Raw genomic sequence first — 26,582 nt, 5'->3', positions numbered from 1 at the left:
GGCGTTATTAATTCAGGCGGAGGCGCTTCTTTTTCAAGAAAGACGTTGGTAGTAATTCAATTCAGTTGTTCAATAGCGCTTATCATAAGTACCGTGGTTATTTACCGGCAGATACAATATGTAAAAAATCGGCCCGCCGGGTATGATCTCAATCGATTGTTGTCAACGAATCTGAACGATGATTTGAGTAAAAATTATACTGCTCTTAAAAATGAATTGATAGGAAAGGGAATTGCAGAAAGTGTTACCACATCCACCAGCCCTGCTACGAACGTCTTTTGGCATACAGATATTGAGCAATGGCCGGGCAAAAATGCCGGTGAGACGGTAGAGATGGGAAATATTTTTGTTAGTGAAGATTATTTTAAAACCGTTGGAATGAAGGTAATTAGCGGAAGAAATTTTTCCAGTTCCAATGATACTACGAGTGTAATATTTAATGAAGCAGCTATAAAACGCCTTCGGCTGAAAAATCCTATTGGGCAAAAAATAACTGCTTACTTCAACGACAGGCAATATACCATTGCAGGAGTTGTGAAAGATGCATTGATGGTTTCGCCATTTAATACTGCCGATCCAACCATGTTTTACTGCTTTCCCGAACCGCAGAATGTTATGCTGTATAAATTATCGCCGCACATAAAAACGGGGGATGCCATAAACCAGCTAACGGCTATTTTTAATAAATACGATCCTGCATACCCGTATGTTTATTCTTTCGCGGATGCTGACTATGCATCGAAATTCAATCTTGAAATGCTCGTTGGGAAACTCGCAGGCTTGTTTGCGTGCCTTGCTATTTTTATTTCGTGTCTTGGATTGTTTGGCCTTGCGGCATACATGGCAGAGCAACGAACAAAAGAAATCGGGATACGAAAAGTATTGGGTGCTTCCGTATCGCAGGTTTGGCTATTGTTATCAAAGGAGTTTATACTGCTGGTCATTATTAGTTGTGTAATTGCCTCACCGGTTGCTTATTATTACCTCAGTAACTGGCTTACGCAATATTCGTACAGGATAACCATAGGGCCTTTTATATTTGTAATGGCAGGCCTCGCAGCCATACTGATAACAATAATTACAGTAAGCTTCCAGGCGATAAAAGCAGCGGTGGCGAATCCTGTAAAATCATTGCGCGCTGAATAAATCATAAGAAGTGAAGAGCAGTCAATAATATGAATACTTTTTTAAAAATATCGTTTCGTCATCTGCGGCAAAGCAGGTTGTACGCTATTATAAATATAGTGGGCCTGGCTACAGGTATTACCTGCATGTTGCTGGCTATTTTATATTGGAATGATGAACACAGCTTTGATAATTTTCATGCTAACAATCCCAATCTTTACCGCGTTACCACTACATTGACCGATGATAAAAATGAAAGCCCGCAAACCATTGGCGGCACGGGACAAGTACAGGGCCCTGCATTTAAAAATGAAGTACCTGAAGTAAAAAACTATGTAAGAGTAATGGGAGGTGATATTTACAGCGACGTTATCGCCAATGAAAAAGGAATGCATATAAAGCCACTGTTCGCTGATTCAAATTTCTTCAATGTTTTTAGTTTTAAGATTATCCATGGCAACGCGTCAACAGCTTTGTCGAATGCTTATGCTGCAGTACTAACTGAAAGTGCGGCAAGGAAATTTTTTAATAGTGATGATGTCGTTGGTAAAACATTAAGTATGGATGCAGATCCATCTTTTGACAAACTTGGCAGACCGTTAATAATTACGGCTGTTGTAAAAGATCCTCCTGCAAATTCTTCATTGCAATTCGATGCATTACTTAGTTTTCAGTTTATGCAGCTTTCATTTCAGGATAACAACTGGCTCAATGCGTACCTGGGAACATTTGTAGTGCTTGATTCGCATGCCAATATTCAAAATGTAGAACAGAAATTTGATGCAGTCTATGCATCACACGCCAGGGAACAACTTGCTCAAAATATAAAATTATATGGATATGATCCGCAGGTAAGCTATGGACTGCAACCTATAACTGATATACATCTCAACCCATTGATGCGAAGCAGTGGTAATGCGGAAGGCGGCATTGTTAATATTAGTAACCCGTCTTATTCTTATATGTTTTTGGGAATAGCATTTTTCATATTGCTTATGGCGTCTATAAACTTTATAAATATCACTATTGCTAATTCTCTTAAGCGCTCGAAGGAAGTTAGTATTAGAAAAATTTCCGGCGGAAGCAGGGGCCAAATTATCATGCAGTTTATCAACGAGTCTTTTATACTGTGTTTTATTTCATTCTTATTTTCCATGGTGTTGTTGAATATTTCTTTGTCGTTATTCAATAATCTTACCGGTAAGCAAATTGAGTTGGCACAGGCCTTCAATGGACAATTACTTTTATACTTCGTGGAATTGTTTTTATTGATCATTGGGCTAACCGGTATTTACCCCGCGGTTGTGGTGTCGCGATTCAAACCATCAGAAGTATTGTATAACCGGCAAAAATTGTCGGGACGTAGTGTATTGGGCAGAAGCCTGGTTGTATTGCAATTTTCATTAGCATTGTGTTTATTGATGGCAACTCTTGTTTATTACAGCCAGATGGATTACATGCGCACCAAAGACCTTGGTTATAATCCAAACCAAATTATAAGAACAAATATTAATGGTGACAGGGATTACAGGTCTGCCATCACGTATCTAAAAAATGAATTTGCAAAGGAGCCTTCCATTAATGCGGTATCATTTGGTAATGATGGCTACCCGGAGAATATAGAAGCAGATGGAAAAAATATAAAAGCACAATATCAAAATGTCGATGAAAATTTTCTTTCCGTTATGCAAATTCCATTGATAGCTGGTAGCAACATTGGTTCATCTTTTACGGCTTCAAAAAACGAAGTCCTTGTGAATGAAACCTTCGTTAAACAATCCGGAATGGAGAACCCTGTTGGTGCGCAAATTAAAGTGTACAGGTACGGAGATAGTGCATTGAAAACAATCACCGGCGTCATAAGGGATTTTCATTTTGCTTCATTGCGTGAGCCAATAGCTCCCATGGTGATGTATGCAAGCGAAGTTCCAGGTGGTGGTATCTGGATCAAATTTAACCGGGCAAAACAAAAAGAGGCATTGATGGCTATTGAACGCATTTATAAAAAAGCAATGCCGGGTGCGGTGTATCAATATAATTTTCTTGATGAAATAAATGCACAGCAATACTTCCAGGAGCAGCGCTGGCAGCAGGTTGTAAGCGTAGCAACTATTTTAGCATTTATTATATGTTCCCTGGGTTTATTTGGATTCGCTCATCTTTCCACCAACCAGCGCACTAAAGAAATTGTCGTGAGGAAAGTTTTAGGAGCATCAGTTGGCCAGATCGTAACACTACTGTCCAGGGATTTTCTGAAGCCGGTCGTCATCGCATTTTTAATTGCATCACCATTGTCATGGATAGTAATGAATAAATGGTTGCAGGACTATGCCTATAGGATAAACATTGGCTGGGCCGTTTTTGCGATTGCAGGATTTTTTGCCATTGCGGTTGCATTACTTACTGTCTGCTTCCAGGCAATTAGAGCGGGGCTGGCAAACCCGGTGAAGTCATTGCGGGCGGAATAATTTATAAGAAATAAAATTGCTGCCAGTTTAAGAACAACCTAAGGAGCTATCATCTTTCCATGGCGTTACCTTAATACACGCAGGCATGCAGGTTAGCAATATTTCCTGATATTTAAAACCATAGTTAGCAGTTTGCGTTCTTTAATCTTTGCAGAGAAAATACATCACTGTCCGCTTTTTTTAATTGAACTGTTCATATTCGGACACCTTCGCATCAATTGTTTTCTTATTACTTATTCTTAATCAATATTATACAGCATTGGTATGATGGTTGAAATTGTTTTGCAGATTTCAATGCCCGACGAAAGAATTGTAGGCTTACACGATAATGAATTGTCAATTGGCGAGAAAGAAATAACGGCTCAATAAGAAAAAATTATGCTCAAGAATTATTTCAAAATCGCATTTCGAAGTTTTGAAAGGAATAAAGTTTATTCCCTCACCAATATTTTCGGACTCGCTGTGGGAATAGCTGTTTGCCTGCTGATATTTTTGTTTGTTAGTAACCAGCGTCATTTCGATTCGTTCCAGGAAAAAAATATTTACAGACTATGTGAGGTTCAGCAAAAAGACGGATACGAATCTTCAAGGAAAGTAGCACAAACTATGTTTCCTATGGCCTCTACGCTGAAAGCAGAATTTGCAGAGATAAAAAATGTTGTTCAGATTATCTCATGGGAAAGGGTGCCTCTTAAAAGTGAGGACAAAGCGCCTGTAATGGGGACTTTATATGGAACTAATGAATCATTTTTGAGTGTGTTTAATTTCAGGTTGCTAAGCGGTAACGCCGCCCTGGCTTTAAAAGAACCGAACAGCATTGTGCTGACACAGGAAACGGCTCATCGGTTGTTTGGTGAACAAAGTGCAATGGGCAAAATTGTTACACATTTGGGTAGAGATACCGTGCATTATATAGTCACTGGCATTTTAGAAAATGTACCTAATCAATCTCACTTGCAGTTTGATGCATTATATTCAATGAATACAGAAGAAAGACCGTACTGGATGAATGATTGGAACGCAAATTGGGTGTTCACTTATCTGCAATTACAAGAAGGTTCTGATGCAAAAAAACTGGAAACTAAATTTACTGCGTACCTGCATAAATATTTGCCCGCTAACAAAACTGCCACCTATCATCTCTTTTTGCAACCAATAATGGATATTCATTTAGGATCGGTTGAAATAAGAGATGACTTTTTGAACTGGCAAAAGTTCGATGGGAGTTATATAAAACTGCTTATTGCAATTGCATTATTTGTACTTGCTATAGCCATAATCAACTATATTAACTTAACTACTGCAAGGTCAGTTACAAGAGCTAAAGAGGTTGGTGTACGTAAAGTAAACGGCGCAGAACGCTACCAAATTGCAGCACAGTTTTTAGCAGAAGCATTATTGTTTTCGTCATTTGCATTAATGGTAGCTGTAGTGCTTGTTCAGCTATCGTTTCCCCTGTTAAGTTGGCTCAGCCAGCAAAATATAAAATTCGATTTTTTAAAAGATCCCTCCATCTTAATTGTGGCTTTAATAATTGCCTTAATTACGGGGTTGGTTGCCGGAGCCTTTCCCGCGATAACGTTGGCTTCAATTAAACCAACTAATGTTTTAAAAGGGCAGTTGTGGGTCAATTCGCGTTCCCGGCTGCGAAACGCTCTTGTTATCGTTCAAATCGCTGTGGCAACAGGTTTGTCAATGGCTACCATAATAGCCTTTAAGCAATTAAAATATATTCAGCAGTATAATGTTGGTTTTAATAAAGACGATGTAGCGGTACTGCATGTAAGTTATACTCCACGACACCAAGTAGTACACCTAATGGAACAAATACGCAATACACCTGGTGTTGTTGATCTCACAGGTTCGCTCAGACGCTTAGGTAATAGTATTGATCAGAATGAAGTTGTTTTCGAATCGGATAATAAAGCGCGGAAATTAACCTGCGCCACAATGTTTGTTGATTATAACTACCTGAACTTTTATAATATACCATTAATAGCAGGGCGAAATCTTTCTTCTACCTACGGTGAAGACCGCTTAGGCAATTCTTATATTATCAATGAAACATTCGCCCGCCAGTTGATTGCGCAATCTTCAAATCCGCGGGCGTCATTAAACAGTCTTGTTGGTAAACCTTTTCATTATGTTTTCCAGGATTCTATCGGAAAGGTTATTGGAATTGCAAAGGATTTCAACTTTAATTCGTTGCACCAAAAAATAGAGCCGCTTAGTATCACATATCAATACGACTACTATTTCAGCGAGCTTTCTGTAAGACTAACCCCTCTGCATACTCGCAAAATCCTATCGAACATTGAACAAAAGTGGAATCGCATTTTGCCCAACCAGCAATTCGAGTATTATTTTTTAAACAATCATTTACAGCAATTATATAAAGCAGATACACAAACAGGTTTATTTATAGCAGTCCTTACAGTTATTGGCCTGCTGATTTCATGCATTGGCCTGATTGCTTTGTCGGCTTATAATATTCAAGTCAGAACAAAAGAAATAGGGTTGCGAAAAGTTTTGGGCGCATCAGTTATTAGTGTCGTGGCCCTTTTATCCAAAGATTTTCTCAAACTGGTTTTAACCGGCATTTTAATAGCTATACCAGCTTCCTGGTATATCACAAATAAATGGCTTGAAAATTTTGCTTACAAAACCAATATAGGCCTTTGGATATTCATAGTTACCGGGTTATCAGCATTACTGCTTGCATTTTTGACGGTAAGTTACCAGGCAATAAAGGCAGCAATTGCCAATCCTGTAAAATCATTACGCACCGAATGATTTATAACAATAAAAAAAGGCCTGCCGCGACTTTAAGAAAGGCTTAAAATATTTAAGACGTGTCAAAAGACAACTCTATCACTCGTACGCAGAATTGAAACATTTATTTTTTTTCAGGTTCGTTATTTGTAGGTTGCGTTCTTTAATCTTTGTAGAGAAACTACATCATCGTTAACAATCCTTACGAATAAAATTCCGTTTATGAAAAGTACTCTGCTCTTTGTTTGTTTCTTTTTTCCTGCAACGTTTACTATTGCTGCTAAGCAAATGCCGAACAATAAACCTCTTCCGCGTATAGCCATTGCCGGTATAGCCATAGAATCGAGTACATTTTCTCCGGCACAAACAGATGAAGCAGCGTTTCACGCTTACTATGGAAAAGATGTTCTTTCAGGGTATCCTTTTTTTGCCAAAGATTCACCCATGCTGAAAAGAGCCACCTGGATACCAACCCTTACCGGCCATGCGTTACCAGGCGGCATTGTAACCCGTGAAGCATACGAATCACTGGTGAGTAAGACCCTTGATTCGCTGAAAAAAAATCTTCCGTACGATGGATTATTTTTTGATATTCACGGCGCTATGAGTGTAGTTGGATTGGATGATCCCGAAGGAGATTTTATAACAAGGATTCGAAAAGTAATCGGCACAAAAACAATTATCTCTACTTGTATGGATTTGCACGGAAATGTCTCGTGGCGCCTTGCCGAAAATACGGACCTTATTACCTGTTACAGGATGGCGCCGCATGAAGATGCCATGCAATCCAAACAAAGAGCCGTGGAGAATTTACTTGAGCGAATTGAAACCGGAAAGGGCAAGCCCCGGTATAAAGCCTACATCCCCATCCCGATTTTATTGCCGGGCGAAAAAACAAGTACGAGAATAGAACCGGGAAAGAGTTTGTACGCAGAGGTAGCTCCCGCTGCGTCACAACGGGGAATCGTAGACGCAGCTATCTGGATTGGCTATGCATGGGCCGATGAACCCCGCAATCACGCTGTGGTAATGGTAACGGGAGATGATATGGAAAAAGTAAAAAGAACTGCGGAGCAGTTAGCGCAAAAGTTCTGGGAGGTAAGAAATGATTTTGTTTTTGTTGCTCCTTCAGGCTCTTTGCAGGAAGCCTTGACGAAAGCGCTGGCAAGTAAAGTGCATCCATTTTTTATAAGCGATTCCGGCGATAACCCCACGGCAGGCGGTGCCGGCGATGTTACCTGGACATTAACTGAAATACTAAATAATCCCGCATTCAGCAAAGAGGACGGCCCTTCACTTATTTATGCTTCCATTCCGGGCGCTGATTTTGTTGAAAAAGCAATAGCTGCAGGCGTCGGCCAACATGTTGATGGTTTTGCAGGAGCTGCCGTTGATTCCAGGTTTGCGCCACCTGTTCATCTTTCGGGAACAGTGGAGTCAATAGAATACGGCGATAAAGATGCTGAAGTGGAAGCGGTGGTTAAAGTGGGCAGTGTGCATGTTATTGTGACGAAGAAACGCAAGCCTTACCATAAAGAAATTGATTTTACCCGGCTTGGTCTTTATCCCCGCAAAGCTGATATTGTTGTTGTAAAAATCGGATACCTCGAACCGGAATTGTATGCAATGAGAGCAGATTGGATACTCGCTATTACTCCCGGTGGTGTTGATCAGAATCTCGAAAGACTTCCCTATAAAAGAATTATACGCCCCATGTTTCCTTTTGATAAGAATATGAAGGAGCCCGATCTTACTGCGAAAATGGTACCATTGTCCGATCATTTGAATACGACGGAAAAGTAACCTTCACCGGAATCTGTGATTGAAGAATTTAACATATACAAGCTTTGCAAATGCTTCCTCTTATTTCTTAAGTGTATCAGAAATGAAAATATTGGAAAGCTGAATTATTCAAGGTGATCACCAACTGAATTTTTATTGTGTCGCATGCGCACAATCATGTGTTCGATATCGAACACATTTTTTATATCTGCCTGATTAAATACCTAATAAGCAACTGTTTATATATTGGCACCTACGTTGTTCACTATTTGTGCGAGGTGTACCTATATAATTATTTTACAGAATCACTTAAATGAAAGCCAATGCTTAAAAATTTCTTTAAAACAGCATGGAGAAATTTGATGAAGTACAAGTTTATTTCCTTCATCAATTTATTTGGATTAACCGTTGGATTAACCTGCTGCCTCTTAATCCTCACTTATATTTTGAATGAATTAAGTTATGATCGTTATAACAAAGACGCCGGCCAGGTGTATCGTGTCACACGAACTTTTTATAATGGCAATGGCGATAAGTCACTTGAGTTAAGTACGGTTGCTCCACCTTTTGGATATTACTTTCCAACTGATTTTCCTGAAATACAAAAGATGACCCGCCTTGAGGACATCGGCAATACAGCATTCCGGTATAAAGACAAACTCATCAATGAGCCCGATGTATATTTTGCTGATGAAAATTTGTTTGACATATTTACGGTAAAGGTGTTGGAAGGTGATCCGAAGACGGCTTTGTCCGGCCCGTTTTCGGTTATGCTTACGGAGGCAACTGCAAAAAAATATTTCGGCGATGAAGATCCCATCAACAAAGTGCTTAGAGCCAACAATCAATTTGATGTGAAGGTTACAGGTGTTTACAAAGCCTTTCCTCCGAATGCGCATCTTCATCCAAACATTTTAGTTTCGTTTAACACGCTTAACGATACTGCTGTGTATGGTGCAGAAAATTTGCGAACCAACTGGGGCAACAATTCATTCTTTACGTATATAAAGCTTCCAAAAAACTACGATATCAAAAACATGGAAGCCAGGTTTCCTGCTTTTCTCAATAACCATATGGCTGACCAGTATGGCGGCACGCAACCTTCAAAACTTACGAGCCTTGGCTTGCAAAAGCTTACGGATATTCATTTGTACTCGCATACCGATTATGAAGCAGAACCTAACGGTGACATCAACCGTGTGTATATTTTTTCCGCCATCGCTTTGTTTATTCTCTTGATTGCATGTATCAATTATATGAATCTCTCCACCGCACGTTCTGCTTTGCGGGCCAAAGAAATTGGCATAAGAAAAGTAGTCGGCGCAAGGAAAAAGCAATTGATCGTTCAATTCCTGGCCGAATCTGTATTGATTACCGCGGCCGCTATTTTATTCGCGTTTGGCCTGTTGTACATTTTGCTGCCATTCCTGAATAAATTATCAGCGCAGGATTTGTCGGTAAGTATTTTAATGCGGTGGCGGATACTTGTGCCAATGTTCCTGGCGCCGTTTGTTGTGGGAATCGTATCGGGTTTATACCCTGCATTTTTCATGTCCTCGTTTCAGCCCGCGAAAACATTAAAGGGATTATTCAAAGTTGGCGGTGGAAGCATCAGCTTTCGTAAGGTATTGGTGGTAACCCAGTTTGCCATTTCAATTATCCTCATCATCACTACCATCATTGTATTTCAGCAATTGCGTTTTGTGCAAAAGGCATCGCTTGGATATGATAAAGAACACCTTCTTACGCTTCCTTATAACGGCCAAATGAATGATCAGTATGAATCTTTCCGCAACACCTTACTGCAGCATTCAAACATTAAAGATGTGGGGCGGTCTTCAAGAATACCTACCGGAAGGTTGCTGGATGATATGGGTGCCTCTGCTCCCGGTTCAGACTCTATGGTACCCGTAAAAGCTGAGATCAGGTATGTGGCAACCGACTATGATTTTATACCAACGTATGGGATTTCAATGGCAGCAGGCAGAAACTTTTCACGTGATTATAGAACTGACACATCCAATTTTGTAATCAATGAATCTGCCGTAAAAGCAATTGGTTGGAAATTGCCGGAACAGGCTGTTGGCAAAGATTTAAAATATGGTTCTATTAAAGGTCACATTATCGGCGTTGTGAAAGATTTTCATTTCGAATCTCTTCACCAGTTAATTAAGCCCATGATTTTTATAATGCCGGCGACATCAGGTAACAACAGTTTTTATAATAACATCTCGATAAAAATTTCCGGGCAAAATGTTTCATCAGCATTAGCAACCATACAGGATACCTGGCAAAAATATAATCCTGACCTGCCTTTTCAATACACTTTTTTAGATGAAAACTTTTCCAAGTTGTATGCATCAGAGCAAAAGCAGGAGACTATTTTTATGGTCTTTGCATGCATTGCCATTTTCATTGCATGCCTAGGCTTATTCGGTCTTTCTGCCTTTGCCATTTCACAACGTGTAAAAGAAATTGGGGTTAGAAAAGTTTTAGGCGCCCATGTGCCAGGTATCGTTGCACTTATTTCAAAAGACTTTTTAAAACTTGTGATGATTGCATCGTTCATTGCATTCCCGGTGGCCTGGTATGCCATGGATAAATGGTTGCATGGCTTTGCTTACCGGGTAAACATTCACTGGTGGGTATTTATTCTTGCAGCCATCGCGGCTTTGCTGATTGCCTTACTAACGGTTAGTTTCCAGGCGATAAAAGCGGCGGTTGCTAACCCGGTAAAAAGTTTGAGAACAGAATAAAGCGTATAGTTATGATAAAAAATTATTTCAAAATCGCTTTACGCAATCTTTATCGCAACAAAGTTTTCTCGATTATTAATATATCGGGGCTTGCAGTAGGCATGGCCAGTGCCATACTGATTTTGCTATGGATACAAAATGAAATAAGCTACGATCGGTTCTTCAAAAACACAGACAGGATTTACATGATGTATAACCGCGATAAATTTGATGGCGGGCTGCAGACATGGAACAGTACACCAACCCCTATGGCAGCAGCGCTTAAAAAGGATTACCCGGAAGTGGAAGATGCTGTACGGTTTAGAAACGTTACTTTTTTAACCAGTGTTGGCGATAAGCATTTGAATGTTCGGGGCGCTTTTGCAGATAGTGGTTTTCTTTCTGTGTTTAACTTTCCATTATTGAAGGGCAATCCAAATAGGTGCCTGAACAACAATTACAATATTATACTTACTGAAAAACTTGTTAAAAAACTGTTTGGCAATGAAGATGCAATGGGCAAAACGGTGCGTATAGATACTACTGAAAATTTTACAGTATCAGGAGTGCTAAAAGATTTGCCCGGCAATACTCAATTTAATTTCGAATATCTGTTACCCTGGGCTTTTATCACCAAATTGGGATGGGACCAGGAGATGTGGGGCCGCAATTCTGTAAATACTTACGTGTTACTAAAGCCGGGAACATCACAGGTGGCTTTTAATGCCAAAGTAAAAAACATAACCATCAACCATATAACCGAGGGCCAAAAATCTACAACAGAAGTATTTACCCAGCCGCTAAACAGGTTGTATTTGTATTCGAAATCAGAAAATGGAAAACTGGTTGATGGCCGCATAACAATTGTGAGGCTATTTACGATTATCGCAGTTTTTATTTTGCTTATTGCCTGCATCAATTTTATGAATTTAAGCACAGCCCGCAGTGAGAAGCGGGCCAAAGAAGTAGGCATAAGAAAAGTGGTGGGCTCCCGGAAAGGTTTACTGGTTGCGCAGTTTATTGGTGAAAGTATTATGCTCTCTTTAATAGCAGGAATACTGGCTGTTATCATTGTACAGTTTAGCCTCCGGGGCTTCAATCAATTAATTGGCAAGGACCTGTCCATTAATTTCAGCAATCCATTTTATTGGCTTTTTATGCCAATATTTATTTTGTTCACGGGCATTATAGCAGGTAGCTATCCTGCGTTTTATCTCTCTTCATTCAAACCGGTTAAAACATTAAAGGGTACGTTCAAAGCAGGGCATGCTTTGGTAACACCACGCAAAGTATTAGTGGTATTGCAGTTCAGCTTTGCTATTATGCTTATTATATGCACTGTTATTGTTAAACGCCAGATACAATATGCACAGGAAAGAAATTCAGGGTACGATAAAAATAATCTTGTATATACTTTTAACCAGGGTGATGTAAATAAACATTATGATCTTATTAAACAAGATTTATTGAACAGTGGTGCTGTCACTGCCGTTACTAAATCGGGTAGCCCTATAACGCAGCAATGGAGCGAGGGATGGGGTTATTCATGGCAGGGCAGTACAGAAGCTGATAAGAAAATGAATTTTGTAACGCTTGCTTCAGATGCTGATTTTATAAAAACAATGGGAGCTAAGCTGATAGCAGGACGTGATATCGATGTCAATAATTATCCAACAGATACAACCGCCGTACTGCTTAACGAAACAGCCGTGAAAGCGATGCGTTTAAAAAATCCTGTTGGCCAGGTAATAAAAGATGATGATGGCATATTTGAATGGCATGTAGTAGGTGTAATAAAAGATCTTATTTTAGAATCCCCTTATGAAAAGATTAATCCAATGATGATCCAGGGACCGTTGAGATGGTTGCAGGTTATTCATTTTAAGCTCAATCCGGCGCATTCCACAGCAGCAAATCTTGGCAAAGTGGAAAAAATATTTAAAAAATATAACCCGCAATACCCGTTTGAATATTTTTTTGTAAATGAATCGTATGCTCAAAAATTTGACGAAGAACAACGCACGGGAAAACTATCCGCCTTGTTTGCAGCGCTTACTATTTTTATATCCTGTCTCGGTCTATTCGGCCTCGCAACTTACATGGCCGAAAATCGTATAAAGGAAATTGGCGTACGCAAAGTGCTGGGAGCATCAGTCGCAAATATCGCAGCGCTATTATCCAAAGATTTTCTTAAGCTCGTCATCATCTCGCTCATCATTGCATCACCAGTAGCATGGTGGGCCATGAACAGGTGGCTGCAAACTTATAGTTACCGGATAAATATAGAATGGTGGGTGTTTGCAGGAACAGGTTTATTATCCATAATAATAGCGATTGCCACGGTAAGTTTCCAGGCAATAAAAGCGGCAATAGCAAACCCGGCAAAAAGTCTAAGAACGGAGTAAAGCCTCCCCAAACTCCTCCAAAAGAGGGCCTTTAGAGGCTTCTGAATATGGATGATGTTCAATGATATAAAACTTTAAATCATTCCTCCAAAAGAGGAATAAGAAGGAGGCATTATGATTAGAAATTATTTCAAAACCGCGTGGAGAAATCTTATTAAAGATAAAATGCACGCATTGATAAATATTACCGGCCTGTCCATCGGCATGGCAGTAGCGGTAATGATAGGATTATGGATATATGATGAGGTTTCTTTTGATAAAAATTTTAAAAATTATGATCACATTGCACAGGTTATTCAAAACGTAACCAACAATGGCGAAGTGCAAACATGGCGAAGCGTTCCTTATCCGCTTGCCGACGAGCTGCGAACCAACTATGGCAGCGATTTTAAGTACATCGTGATGGCTGTTGATTGGGGTGATCATTTCTTAACCGTCGGTGATAAAAAATTAAAACAGACAGGAGGTTTTTTTGAAAAGTCAATGCCTGAAATGTTTACGCTTGACATGTTGCAGGGAAACCGCAGTGCATTAAATGATCCGTCGTCTGTTTTAATTTCTGCTTCTTCTGCAAGGGCATATTTTGGATCGGATAATGATGCAATAAATAAACTTATTAAGATTGATCAAATGCCCCCCGTAAAAGTTGCAGGTGTTTATAAAGATTTTTCGCAGAACTCAACATTCGCCAACCTGAATTTTATTGGAAGCTGGAACTTTTGGTACACCGCAAATGGCTATCTGAAAAATATGGAGGACCCTTGGCGACCCAACTTTACAACATTGTTTGTTCAGCTAAATGACAACGCTGATATAAATGCTGTAAATGCAAGAATTAGAGATGCTAAACTAAAAAAAATAAATCCGCAATTGCAGAAAAAAAAGCCTTTACTTTTTCTTGACCCAATGAAGAAGTGGCATTTATACAGTAAGTTTAAAAACGGAGTAAATGTTGGCGGCGCCATTCAATATGTTTGGATGTTTGGAATTATTGGCGTATTTGTTTTATTGCTTGCCTGTATCAATTTTATGAATTTAAGCACCGCAAAAAGTGAGAAGCGTGCAAAAGAAGTGGGCATTCGTAAAACCGTGGGTTCGTTACGCAAACAAATAACAATACAATTTTTCAGTGAATCATTATTAACGGTTGCATTTGCTTTTGCATTGGCTATTTTAATTGACCAGCTTTCGCTTTCATTATTTAACCTTATTGCCGATAAACAAATTTCGCTGCCATGGCGTAATATTTCTTTCTGGTTAATTTGCCTGGCATTCATAATTGTCACTGCATTAATTTCCGGAAGCTACCCCGCGTTTTATTTATCATCATTTAAACCGGTAAGCGCTTTGAAAGGGACATTCAAAGCCGGAAAATATGCGGCCGTTCCCCGTAAAGTGTTGGTAGTATTGCAATTTACGGTTTCGGTTACGTTAATTATAGCAACCATAATTGTTTATCAGCAAATACAATTTGCAAAGAACAGGCCTGTTGGTTATTCGCGCGAAAATCTTGTGAGCATCCCAACGATGGATTCATCTATTCATGTTCATTTTAACGCAGTGAAAGATGAATTAATGCAAACCGGAATGATAACATCCGTTGCCGAATCACAAAGTCCCCTTACAGGCGTTTATGGCAGCACGAGTGGGTTTAGCTGGCCGGGTAAAGACCCGAATCTTTCAATTGACTTTAAATTTATAAATGCTTCCGTTGACTATGGTAAAACAATTAACTGGCAAATTAAAGAGGGACGCGACTTTTCAAAAGACTTTATAACAGATACTTCCGCCGTTATTTTGAATGAAACGGCCGCTCACTACATGCAATTAAAACATCCTGCAGGTACCAAGGTTACCTGGTTTGATCAGCCACTTACGATAATCGGCGTAATAAATGATATGGTGATGGAATCTCCTTACCTTGAACCGGCTCCAACTATTTATACATTAGCAACAGGCCGGGGAAATTTTTTGCTTGTTAAATTAAGTCACACCGCCAGTGCCAAAAATGCAATAAGCGCAATCAGGACAATTTTTAAAAAATATGATACAGGTGATCCGTTCGAATATCATTTTACGGATGAAGAATATGCCAAAAAATTTGATAACGAAGAACGCATTGGTAAACTCGCTAACATATTTGCAATATTGGCTATTATTATTTCCTGTTTGGGTTTATTTGGATTAACATCTTTTGTTGCCGAACAGCGCAAAAAAGAAATTGGTGTAAGAAAAGTTTTAGGCGCTTCAGTATTTAACTTATGGAATCTCTTGTCGAAAGATTTTGTAAAACTCGTAGCTATATCCTTTTTAATTGCTATGCCGCTCTCTTATTATTTTATGCATAACTGGCTACAGAATTATAGTTATCGCACAACATTGTCATGGTGGATTTTTGTTGCTGCGGGTGTTGGGGCATTGTTAATTACATTAGTAACAGTAAGCTTTCAATCAATAAAAGCGGCAATGGCAAGCCCGGTGAAGAGTTTGAGAACGGAATAAGTACTATCAGGTAACGTAAACCATTATACGCTAAAATAAAATATATGTTTAAAAATTATTTTAAAACCGCCTGGCGAAATCTTTGGAAGAATAAAATCTATTCTGCCATCAATATAACAGGACTTGCTGTTGGCATAGCAGCCTGCATCATCATCCTGCTATTTGTTTCTTACGAAAGGAGCTTTGACAATTTTAATAAGAAAAATATTTACCGCCTGAACGAAGTGCAAAAGTTTGAAGGTATGGTAGCCGCTCAGAAGGTTGCCTTGAGCATGTTTCCCATGGCACCTACGCTCAAAGCGGACTTCGCTCAAATAGTCAATTACACCCGGATCAGTGCATCTGACAATACTCCCTTATTCCATGGCGATAAAAAAGTCTTTATTAAAAGAATATGCTTTGTTGATTCCACCTTCCTTAACATGTTCGATTTTAAATTGCTAAGTGGCGACAGGAAATCTGTTTTGAATAGTAAAAATAGTATTGTGTTGACAAAGGCAACGGCAGAAATGTTTTTTGGAAAAGAAGATCCTGTTGGTAAAGTGCTGGTGAATTATGACCATGATACAACCACACTTTTGGTAACCGGCGTACTAGATAATGTTCCTCAAAATTCTCAACTGCAATTTGATGCAATCATACCATTTAGTACAATTGCCAGTCCTGACTGGATGAATAACTGGGGTAGCAATTGGCTGAATACCTACCTGGAACTTGCTCCCGGTACCAATATCGCATCGCTGGAAAAAAAGTTCCCGGATTATCTTAAAAGACACATGCAAGATGATAACTGGAAGCGCTATGAATTGTTCCTGCTGCCGCTGAAAAAAGTGCATGGAGGTGCAACGGATATCGGGCTTGACAGATTTAACTACCAGCAATTCGATGAGAGTTATACCAATCTTTTCTTTATTATCGCCCTGATAGTTTTATTAATTGCCTGCATCAATTTCATGAACTTGTCTACAGCCCGCTCTGCCGAAAGGGCTAGGGAAGTGGGCGTTAGAAAATCAATAGGCGCTTACCGATGGCAATTAGCTTTACAGTTTATCAGTGAATCGATTGTTCTTTCATTTATTGCGATGATGATTGCTGCTATACTCGTAATTATTTTTTTACCGGCGGTGAATCATTTAAGTCAGCGTGAACTCTCCTTCTCATTATTCAGTAATTGGAAACTTTTACTTTCTCTTATCCTTGGTGCCGTATTTCTCGGCATTGTTACAGGCATATATCCTGCTATTTATTTGTCATCGTTTAGCCCGGTAAAAGTGTTGAAAGGTTCTGTTCAAACAGGCAGAAATAAAAGCATGTTACGAAATGTGTTGGTGGTGGGCCAGTTTGCATGTGCAATTTTTCTTATGATTGCCACAACGTTTGCCATTAAGCAACTATACTATATGAAGAACCGGCCCACCGGTTTTGATCACGAACAGGTTGTGAATGTGAAGTTGCAGAATGGTACTTCGAAGAAGTATGAAATTCTTAAAAAAGATCTGATGCAGAACACTTTGGTAAAAGGTGTTACAGCATCACAAGATATCCTGGGCAGTCACCTCGACCAATCGGGTATACAATTTAAAGGCAATGGTCCTTTGCGCCGCCTTAGCACTACCCGTTTGATCGTTGATCCCGATTACCTCAATCTTTATAAAATACCGTTAGTAGCAGGAAAGAATTTTTCATCGGAAGCAGCCGCTAACGGTAAGGAATACATTATTAATGAAACGCTGGCACAAGAATTATTAAAAGAAGATTCATCGAAAGCCGGTATAACCTCATTATTGGATAAACAATTTGGTTTTGATTCGCTGGGACGAATAGTGGGCATCGCAAGAGATTTCAATTTTAATTCATTGCACAATAAAATTGAAACGATGTTCATGTTTAACCAGAAGGATTGGGGGTACGGTGATATGTCTGTAAAAATAAATGGTGACAGGCAACAAGATGCTGTTGCATTTATCGAATCGGTGTGGAAGAAAGATTGTGCTGATACACCTCTCGATTACCAGTTTCTCGATGATCATTTCAATGAGCTCTATCGCTCCGATTCGCAAATAAGTACCATTGTTGGAACACTGGCTATACTGGCTATTATCATTTCCTGTTTGGGCTTGTTCGGGCTGGCGTCATATGCCGCTGAACGAAGAACAAAAGAAGTAGGCATCAGGAAAGTAATGGGCGCATCGTTGCAAAATCTTGTGCTGATGCTTTCAAAAGACTTTTTGAAATATGTATTAATAGCTGCACTCATCGCGTTGCCCCTTTCATGGTTCAGCGTTCATAAATGGTTGCAGGATTACGCCTATAGGATCGATATAAGCTGGTGGATATTTCTGGCAGCAGTTTTAATAGCGATGCTGATTGCATTTGTTACGATAAGCTTCCAGGCAATAAAAGCTGCGGTGGCGAACCCGGTGAAGAGCTTGAGAACGGAATAGTTCAAGTTGAAAATTTGATGATCTGGAAATTTAAAAGGAAAATATACACCATAAATTAGAAGTCATAAATCAATTTTATGTTGAAAAATTATTTCAAAATCGCATGGAGGAACCTGGTGCGTAATCCACGCATCTCGTTTATAAATATTGGAGGTCTTGCGATAGGTGTTGCATGCGCAATCATGTTGTACTTGTATGTGCACAGTGAGTTTGGGTATGATAATTATTATGCAAATGCCAATCGCATTTACAGGTTATATACTTATATCAATTTAAATGGCGCAGCGTCTAATAGCGCTAAAAGCAGTCCGGCGGCAGCGCTGGTGCTGAGAACACAGTTGCCCGAAGTTGAAGCAGCCACCTCAATAGGCTATGAGGGATCTTACAATATGCGCTACAAAGACAAAACTTTTCGCGAACATAGTGTATACACAGCAGACTCTAATTACTTCAAGGTATTTAATCATCAACTACTAAAAGGCAATGCCGCTACTGCATTATCAATGCCACAGCATCTGGTGATCACGGAATCTACCGCAAAAAAATATTTTGGTGATGAAGATCCTGTTGGTAAGCAAATAATGGTCGATGATACTGCATCATTTATTGTATCAGCAGTAATGAAGGATTTCCCTGAAAATTCTCATTTTAATGCTGATATGTTTCTTTCTATGAGTACAATTCATGGAAGAGATGATGCGAACTGGCTTGCATTATTCTATTCCAATTTTGTATTGCTAAAAAAAGGCGCTGATGCGAAGGCAGTTGAACAAAAACTGAAACCTATCGTTGATAAAGACGCGGGCCCGCAGATTGAAAAACTTCTCAATGGACATCACGACAATTTGAGTGCAAGCGGAAATGCTTTTGAAATAAAGTTACAACCATTAACAAGCATTCACCTTTATTCAAAAGAAAATTACGGTATTGATCCTAATACTGAATGGGCTCAGTCACGCATAGGCAATATTTTGTATCTACGCATCTTTATTGCAACGGCTTTGTTTGTATTGCTAATAGCCGTTTTCAATTTTATGAATATTGCAACTGCAAGAAGCGAAAAACGTGCAAAAGAAACAGGTATTCGCAAAACACTGGGATCAAGCAGGTGGCAATTGATGATACAATATTTTGCAGAAGCAATTTTAACCACCGCCATTGCTGTAGTTGTTGCTGTTATTATAGTAGAAATAACATTGCCGTGGTTTAATCAGCTTACAGGTAAAACAATAGAACTTAAGTTTTTCGAGGGTCCTTATACAATTGTGTTGCTGCTTATGTTCACTTTTATTGTTGGGATACTTGCAGGGAGTTATCCCGCAATTTTTCTTTCTGCTTTTCAACCTGTAGAAACCTTAAAAGGATTAAAACGAAAAAGTAAGGCATCGCTTCGCAGTATACTTGTAGTAAGCCAGTTTGCTATAAGCATTGCCCTCATCATTGGAATGATGGCGATAAGAAGCCAGCTCAATTTTATGCAGCATAAAGACCTTGGTATTAAATCACAGCAATTAATTACTATCACCAACGGCACTTCCCTCGGTAATAAACTGCAGGCATTCAGGCAGGAGTTGATGAAGAATCCGGCAATTACCTCTGTTACCAACTCATCACTCATATTTGCAGCGGGTGTTCCGGAATCTGCTTACACTTATGAAAATCAAACGAACGCTAATCCTGTTTATACTGCTTTTCTTGATGTAGATGAATATTTTGTTCCAACATTAGGGATACAGATGAAAGAAGGCCGCTTTTTTGATGCATCAATGCCCACAGACAGCAGCGCTGCAGTTATTAACGAAACGGCAGCTAAAGATTTTGCACCAAATGTAAAATCCATAATTGGTCATCGCATTACCATGACTTCCAGCAATTCCGTGCCTAAAGTTTATCGCATTATTGGTGTAACAAAAGATTTCAATTTTGAATCACTTCACCAGCTTGTAAAGCCACTCGTGTTGCAGCTGAGCAAAGTTCAGCAGGCAGCTACCTATATTACCATTAAATACAATGGAAAAAATAATGCAAATGATGTTCGTACCTATATTGAAAGCACATGGAATCGCATGCATTCATTTGAAAAAAGCAACCTTAATTTTCTTACTGAAACTATTGATAATTTAAACAGCAACGAAAAAAAGGTGAGTGCACTTTCAACCTTATTATCAGCACTGAGTGTGTTGATAGCCTGCCTTGGACTTTTAGGTCTTGCAATGTTTGTTGCAGAACAACGCAAAAAAGAAATTGGCATTAGAAAAGTATTGGGTGCAAGTGTTGCAGATGTAGCTGCAATCATTTCGCGACAATTTGTTTTCTGGATATTGATTGCTAACCTGGTTGCATGGCCTGTTGCTTATATAGTGTTGTACCAGTGGCTTCAAAACTTTGCATATCATATAAGTCCTGAATGGTGGATGTTTGTTGGTGCTGGCTTGATAACACTTTTAATTGCATTGATAACGATAGGTGTTCAGTCTGTAAAAGCTGCCCTGGCAAACCCGGTGACAAGTTTGAGAACGGAATGATTTATTACCAAACAGCAAATAGCTTTTGGCTTAAAACGAAAATATATGTTTAAAAACTATTTCAAAACTGCTTTCAGAAATCTGCTGAAAAACAAGTTTTATACTTTGATCAATATCGTTGGGCTGGCTGCGGGCCTTGCCACCTGCCTGCTTATTTTTTTGTATGTAGTTGATGAATTAAGCTACGATAAATACAATGCCAATGCAGGCAGAATTTACCGTGTAAACAACGAGATAAAATTTAATGGCAATTATTTAGACCTTGCACAGGCGCCTGCAGTGATGGGCCCGACGATGCTGCGTGAAATGCCGCAGGTGCAACAGTATGTCCGCATGAACTGGCACGGAAGCTTTCTTGTAAAAAAGGGAGATGAAAACATACAGGAACCAAGGGTAGCTTATGCTGATTCAACTTTGTTTGATGTGTTTACGCTGCCTGTAATTGCCGGCAATGCTACAACTGCCTTGAAAGATTATCATTCTTTGGTGATTACTGAAACAATCGCCAGGAAATATTTCAACAGCACAGATGTGGTTGGCAAAACCATGCTGATGAATGATACTTCAAATTATAAGATTACCGCTGTTATAAAAGACATTCCGAAGCAATCACATTTTCATTTTGACTTTTTTGTGCCGATGGTGGAAAACGGCGGTAGTAACGAAGAAAACTGGTTGAGTGAAAACTACACCACATATATTCTTTTAAAGAAAAACGCAGATGTAAGGCAGTTGGAAGGGCAATTGAATTCTTTTATGGATAAGCATGTTGGTCCGCAATTGCAAAGCGTAGTGAACATAAGCTTAAACGATTTTAAGAAGGGAGGCGGTTATGTACGTGCAAGTCTTACCCCTTTAACAGCCATTCATTTGCATTCAAACAAACAGGGAGAGTTTGAAGGCAACGGTAATGCCGAATATGTTTATATTTTTTCGGGCATTGCATTGATGATTTTATTAATCGCGTGCGTAAACTTTATGAATCTTTCCACGGCACGTTCTTCTAATCGTGCAAAGGAAGTGGGTGTAAGAAAAGTGTTGGGCTCACTCAGGGCAAATCTTATTCAACAGTTTTTAACCGAATCTTTTTTAATCAGCTTTGTTGCACTGTTAGTAGCCATTTTAATGGCATGGTTGTTACTTCCTTATTTTAACCAGCTTGCGGGAAAGGAAATTAATGCGGCTGCTTTGTTACAGCCAAACATGGTATTGTCGTTAATTGTGCTTATGCTGATTGTTGGTTTGCTAGCAGGCAGCTATCCTGCATTCTTCTTATCATCTTTTCAACCTATCGATGTGCTTAAAGGTAAGCTGGCTAAGGGTTTCAAAAGGTCATGGCTGCGCAACTCGCTGGTGGTATTTCAATTTGTAATTTCCATCGTACTTATTTTCGGAACGGTCGTTATTTATAACCAGCTTAATTATATTCATAATAAAGATATTGGCTTTAACCGCAACCAGGTTGTTATTATAAATCATGCCAACACATTAGGCAGCCAGGCACAAGCGTTTAAAAATGAGTTGTCGCAGATAAGGGGAGTGCAAAGTGCAACCTTGAGTGGTTATCTTCCTGTTAATTACGGTAGAAACAGCAGTACTTACTTCACTTCACCAACGCTTGATCCAACGACGGGGATAAACGTGCAAGCCTGGACAGTTGATGAAAATTACATTCCAACACTTGGCTTAAAAATAGCAGAGGGAAGAAATTTTTCACAGCAATTTCTTACGGATTCAACAGGCATCATCATAAACGAAGCCGCTGCAAAGTTTCTGGCTACAAAGAATTTATTGAATAAAAAATTCTACACACTAAGAGATATTCAATCAAAGCAAATGATTGACTACCATATCATAGGTATCGTAAAAAATTTCAACTTCAGTTCGTTACGTGATGTGGTTACACCACTCGCCTTATTCCTTGGAAAAGATAATGGAAACATTTCTGTCCGTATCAACTCAACTGATATTCCCAACACAGTTGCACAAATAAAAAGTAAGTGGAAAGCAATTGCTCCGTCTCATCCATTTGATTATTCGTTTATGGATGATGACTTTAATAAATTATATACCACTGAGCAACGCACCGCCAATGTTTTTATAACGTTTGCGGTGCTTGCCATTTTAATTGCCTGCCTGGGTTTGTTTGGGCTCGTGACTTATGCTGCTGAACAACGCATAAGGGAAATAGGCATAAGAAAAGTGTTAGGCGCTTCCGTAAGCAATATTGCAGCTATGTTATCGACCGATTTCTTGAAACTGGTTATTATTTCTGCTGTAATTGCATTTCCCCTTGCCTGGTGGGCAATGAATAAATGGTTACAAGGTTTTGCATACCGGGTTACTATCAGTTGGTGGGTATTTGCTATAGCAGGTATTCTTGCTTTATTGATTGCGTTGATAACCGTTAGTTTCCAGGCAATAAAAGCAGCAGTGGCAAACCCGGTAAAGAGTTTGAGAACGGAATAAAAATTCAGCTGGTAGCTAATGGCCAACACCTGCCTGCAGGCAGGGCTATTAGTTCAAAACAAATTTTATGTTTAAAAATTATTTCAAAACCGCATTCAGAAATCTTGCACGCAACAAGATTTATTCTTTCATCAACATTGCAGGGTTAAGCCTTGGTTTGGCTTGCGCCATGTTGATTATGTTGTATGTAAAAGATGAGGTGAGCTTTGACAGGTTTCATAAAAATGTAAACAACATTTACCGCATTGTATCGCAGCGAAAAGAAAATAAAATGCCCGCCACCGGTCTTTTGCAGGGACCACGGTTTACCCAAAATGTTCCTGGCATAAAATCTTTTGTGCGTGTAGATAACCGCAATGAAGATATAAAGACCGGGGCGGCTATTCAATCGCAAAGTGTGTTGCATGTCGATTCGAATTTCTTTTCAGTATTTACTTTTCCGTTGCTGAGCGGCAATCCCGGAACTTGTTTAGCAGAACCTCATTCAATTGTGCTGAGTGAAGATGCAGCGAAGAAACAATTCGGCACAACGGATGCTGTGGGTAAAATAATGATGATAAAAGAAGACAGCACATTTGTTCCTTATAAAGTAACGGCTGTTGCAAAACGTTGCCCTCAAAATTCTTCTATAAGGTTTGATGTGCTCCTGCCTTTTAAAGAATCTGACGCAGATGCAAAGGACACACACAACTGGTTCAATTCTTTCTTAAACACATTTGTAGTGTTGAATAGTAAAGCCAACCTGAAAACGGTAGAAAACCAAATGCAACGTTTTTATATCGCAGATGCGAAACAGACCTTTTATGAAATGTTGAAAAATGATGGAGGGAAGCCTGATGAAATTCTTATGGGCACCTATTTTTTGCAACCGTACCTTGATATGCACCTGGATCCTGATTTGCCTGCTACCACCAGTGCAAATAATTCAAGTAACCCAATGTATTCCTATATCCTTTCCGGCATCGCACTATTTGTGCTATTGATTGCGTGTATCAATTTTGTGAATCTTACTATTGCACGTTCCGTTAGAAGAGCCAAAGAAGTTGGTATTCGTAAAGTGATTGGCGGCGAAAGAAAGCAACTCATCATGCAGTTTCTCGGCGAATCATTTATTTTATGCACTATTGCGTTTGGGTTTGCCATCATGTTAGCTCAGTTGTTGTTGCCTTTATTTAATAATCTTGCCAATAAAGCTTTATCAATTTCATATTTGTTTGATGCAAAATTGATTGCAGGTTATATCATTTTGTACCTCATTACAACATTGCTTGCCGGCTTTTATCCTGCGTTGGTTTTGTCGGGCTACAATCCTGTGCAAACTTTATATGGCCGTTTCCAGGTAGCAGGAAAAAATTACCTGCAAAAATCGTTAGTGGTATTGCAGTTCACACTTGCATCGTTTTTAATTATTGCCACATTTATTATTTATGCCCAGTTTAATTTCTTAACCAAAACAAATTTGGGATACGATGATAATAACCTTGTTGTCGTAAACAAAAGCAATCTCACGCATGCCGATGTTGCTGTTTTTAAAAATGAATTGCTACAGAATCCAAACATAGTTGGCGTTAGTGTAAAGAATGCCGGTGAATGGGGCACGGGTACAAAAAATCCGGTTGGGTCTACTATATATTTTACCAATGAAATTGTTGATGAAAATTATTTACCTCTATTGAAAATCCCATTGGTAGCCGGAAGAAATTTTTCAACGGCATTTCCTGCTGATTCTTTACAATCTGTTATCGTGAATGAAAGTTTTGTAAAAAAGGCAAACTGGAAAAATCCGGTTGGAGAAACCATAAACATGTTGGGAAGCAGCAATCAAACATATCATGTAATTGGTGTGGTAAAAGATTATCATTTTGCATCATTAACCAAAAAAATAACACCGCAATTATTTACCATGAACGGCTCGTATGGAACTTATTATATCAAAATAAAACCCAACACCGCCACTGCAAGTTTACAATGGATACAAAAAATATTTCAGCAGTTTTATCCCATGAGTTCTTATGCTTATATATTTAAAAATGATGAAAACAGGATGCAGTATGCTGATGTTGACAAGTGGAAACAGGTTATTTTATTCGGCGCTATACTAACCATTTTTATTTCCTGCATTGGTTTGTTTGGTTTATCCGTTTTATCGGCTGAAAAAAGAACAAAAGAAATTGGCATACGCAAAATACTCGGGGCATCGGTGCGACAAATCATTACCACACTGTCAATTGACTTTATGAAACTGGTTGTATTGGCATTGATAATTGCAACACCATTAGTTTATATGGCTGCAAATAAATGGTTACAGAACTATCCATATCGCATTGAGATAAACCTTTGGATGTTTTTAGGAGCCACTTTAATGGTTGTTTTTGTAGCCCTGGTTACTATCAGCTTCCAGGCAATCAAAGCAGCTGTGGCAAACCCAGTTAAGAGTTTGAGAACGGAATAGCCTCCTTAATCGCTCCAGGGGCTACTAAGGGGCTTCGACTAAATTTCCAGGGCGAATAAATACGCCCCGGCGAGAGTTTACATTTCAGAGACCGAACCTCTTGATCGCAATCGGTGTAACCCGGACGCATAAACGAAGTTCGGGTAATAAAAGTCACGCTTCCAATTCGTATAACATTTGCTGCGCAGTTGCTTTATGAATTTGCAGATAGGGTTTCTGCGATTCAAGTGCTACCAATGTTCTGCTTACATTCCTCTGTATAATTTCGTTATTGCTTTTGTATTATTTGTACGAAACAAATACACAATTAATATTAAGAGAAAAATTGCGTTTTTCATATAATAGCAATGCTAAGTTTCCTTTATTATGTTTGCGGGCTATTGATACTATTGCTTCATCTTAACTGTCCTAAGCAAATGCGAGAACGTTAGTGAGCCCATCTTCCATTGGCCGTTTTCTTTGATGTATACTTCGGTAACCATAAATGGGTTAGTCACTTCATGTCCGCCAACTACTGCCACGAGGTCGATATCATTCAACAAAATCGCGGTGTTATCAATGACGTTCACTATAACCGCGTACACTTCGGCTTGCTTATACCAGATACCACCACTTTTAATAGTAGCCAATTCCTGTGTTTTACCCCAGGTTCCTCCCATGTGAATAAACATAGCTTTATCATCAAACAGTATATTTAAAGAATCTACATTTTTGTCTGCCATCCAATCCCATTTTTGTTTTGAAAGATTGATGATTTCCTGTTGTTCAGGTGTGTTATTGGTGGAAGTTTTAATTGTTTCCGTTGGCGGCTGCTGTGCGAAGGACGATTGCGCACCCATTATTAATAGAAACAGTCCGAGAATTGTTGTTTTCATTTGTTATGTATTTATAAGTGAAAATTTT

The 26,582-nt window shown here is 39.1% G+C and carries 12 protein-coding genes; 11 read left to right on the top strand and 1 reads right to left on the bottom strand.

Going from position 1 to position 26,582, the window contains the following annotated elements:
• The 11 genes from ACO1O5_RS22675 to ACO1O5_RS22625 all read left to right on the top strand — a co-directional run.
• On the top strand, positions 1 to 1,146 hold a 1,146-nt coding region (locus ACO1O5_RS22675), incomplete at its 5' end, for an ABC transporter permease (protein ID WP_486274379.1).
• A gap of 29 nt (positions 1,147 to 1,175) precedes the next feature.
• Entirely contained in the window at positions 1,176 to 3,593 is a 2,418-nt protein-coding gene (locus ACO1O5_RS22670; RefSeq protein WP_486274377.1) for an ABC transporter permease, read from the top strand.
• A gap of 378 nt (positions 3,594 to 3,971) precedes the next feature.
• Positions 3,972 to 6,386 carry an ABC transporter permease gene (locus tag ACO1O5_RS22665; RefSeq protein ID WP_486274375.1) on the top strand — a complete coding sequence of 805 codons (2,415 nt, stop codon included), beginning with the start codon at positions 3,972 to 3,974 and terminating at the stop codon, positions 6,384 to 6,386.
• Positions 6,387 to 6,587: 201 nt separating this feature from the next.
• A complete protein-coding gene (locus tag ACO1O5_RS22660) occupies positions 6,588 to 8,168 on the top strand; it encodes a M81 family metallopeptidase (RefSeq protein ID WP_486274373.1) in 1,581 nt (526 codons plus the stop codon).
• Between the two features lie 302 nt (positions 8,169 to 8,470).
• Positions 8,471 to 10,903 carry an ABC transporter permease gene (locus ACO1O5_RS22655; RefSeq protein WP_486274371.1) on the top strand — a complete coding sequence of 811 codons (2,433 nt, stop codon included), beginning with the start codon at positions 8,471 to 8,473 and terminating at the stop codon, positions 10,901 to 10,903.
• Positions 10,904 to 10,914: 11 nt separating this feature from the next.
• Entirely contained in the window at positions 10,915 to 13,287 is a 2,373-nt protein-coding gene (locus ACO1O5_RS22650; RefSeq protein ID WP_486274370.1) for an ABC transporter permease, read from the top strand.
• A 114-nt stretch (positions 13,288 to 13,401) separates the two neighbouring features.
• The gene (locus ACO1O5_RS22645) at positions 13,402 to 15,789 is read left to right on the top strand and encodes an ABC transporter permease (RefSeq protein WP_486274369.1); all 2,388 of its coding nucleotides are present in this window, start codon (positions 13,402 to 13,404) and stop codon (positions 15,787 to 15,789) included.
• A 44-nt stretch (positions 15,790 to 15,833) separates the two neighbouring features.
• The gene (locus ACO1O5_RS22640) at positions 15,834 to 18,233 is read left to right on the top strand and encodes an ABC transporter permease (RefSeq protein ID WP_486274367.1); all 2,400 of its coding nucleotides are present in this window, start codon (positions 15,834 to 15,836) and stop codon (positions 18,231 to 18,233) included.
• 77 nt (positions 18,234 to 18,310) lie between these two features.
• On the top strand, positions 18,311 to 20,758 hold the full coding sequence (locus ACO1O5_RS22635) for an ABC transporter permease (RefSeq protein ID WP_486274365.1): 2,448 nt from the start codon (positions 18,311 to 18,313) through the stop codon (positions 20,756 to 20,758).
• Between the two features lie 45 nt (positions 20,759 to 20,803).
• Positions 20,804 to 23,227, top strand: a complete 2,424-nt coding sequence (locus tag ACO1O5_RS22630) for an ABC transporter permease (RefSeq protein WP_486274363.1) — start codon at positions 20,804 to 20,806, stop codon at positions 23,225 to 23,227.
• A gap of 67 nt (positions 23,228 to 23,294) precedes the next feature.
• Positions 23,295 to 25,679, top strand: coding sequence for an ABC transporter permease (locus tag ACO1O5_RS22625; RefSeq protein WP_486274361.1), 2,385 nt, complete (start codon positions 23,295 to 23,297; stop codon positions 25,677 to 25,679).
• Positions 25,680 to 26,065: 386 nt separating this feature from the next.
• On the opposite strand, the gene ACO1O5_RS22620 is transcribed toward ACO1O5_RS22625, so the two are convergent.
• The gene (locus ACO1O5_RS22620) at positions 26,066 to 26,554 is read right to left on the bottom strand and encodes a nuclear transport factor 2 family protein (protein ID WP_486274359.1); all 489 of its coding nucleotides are present in this window, start codon (positions 26,552 to 26,554) and stop codon (positions 26,066 to 26,068) included.
• Positions 26,555 to 26,582 lie beyond the last annotated feature (28 nt).

It is taken from the genome of Ginsengibacter sp. (assembly GCF_057362405.1).
This window is presented reverse-complemented; position numbering and strand designations above follow the sequence as displayed.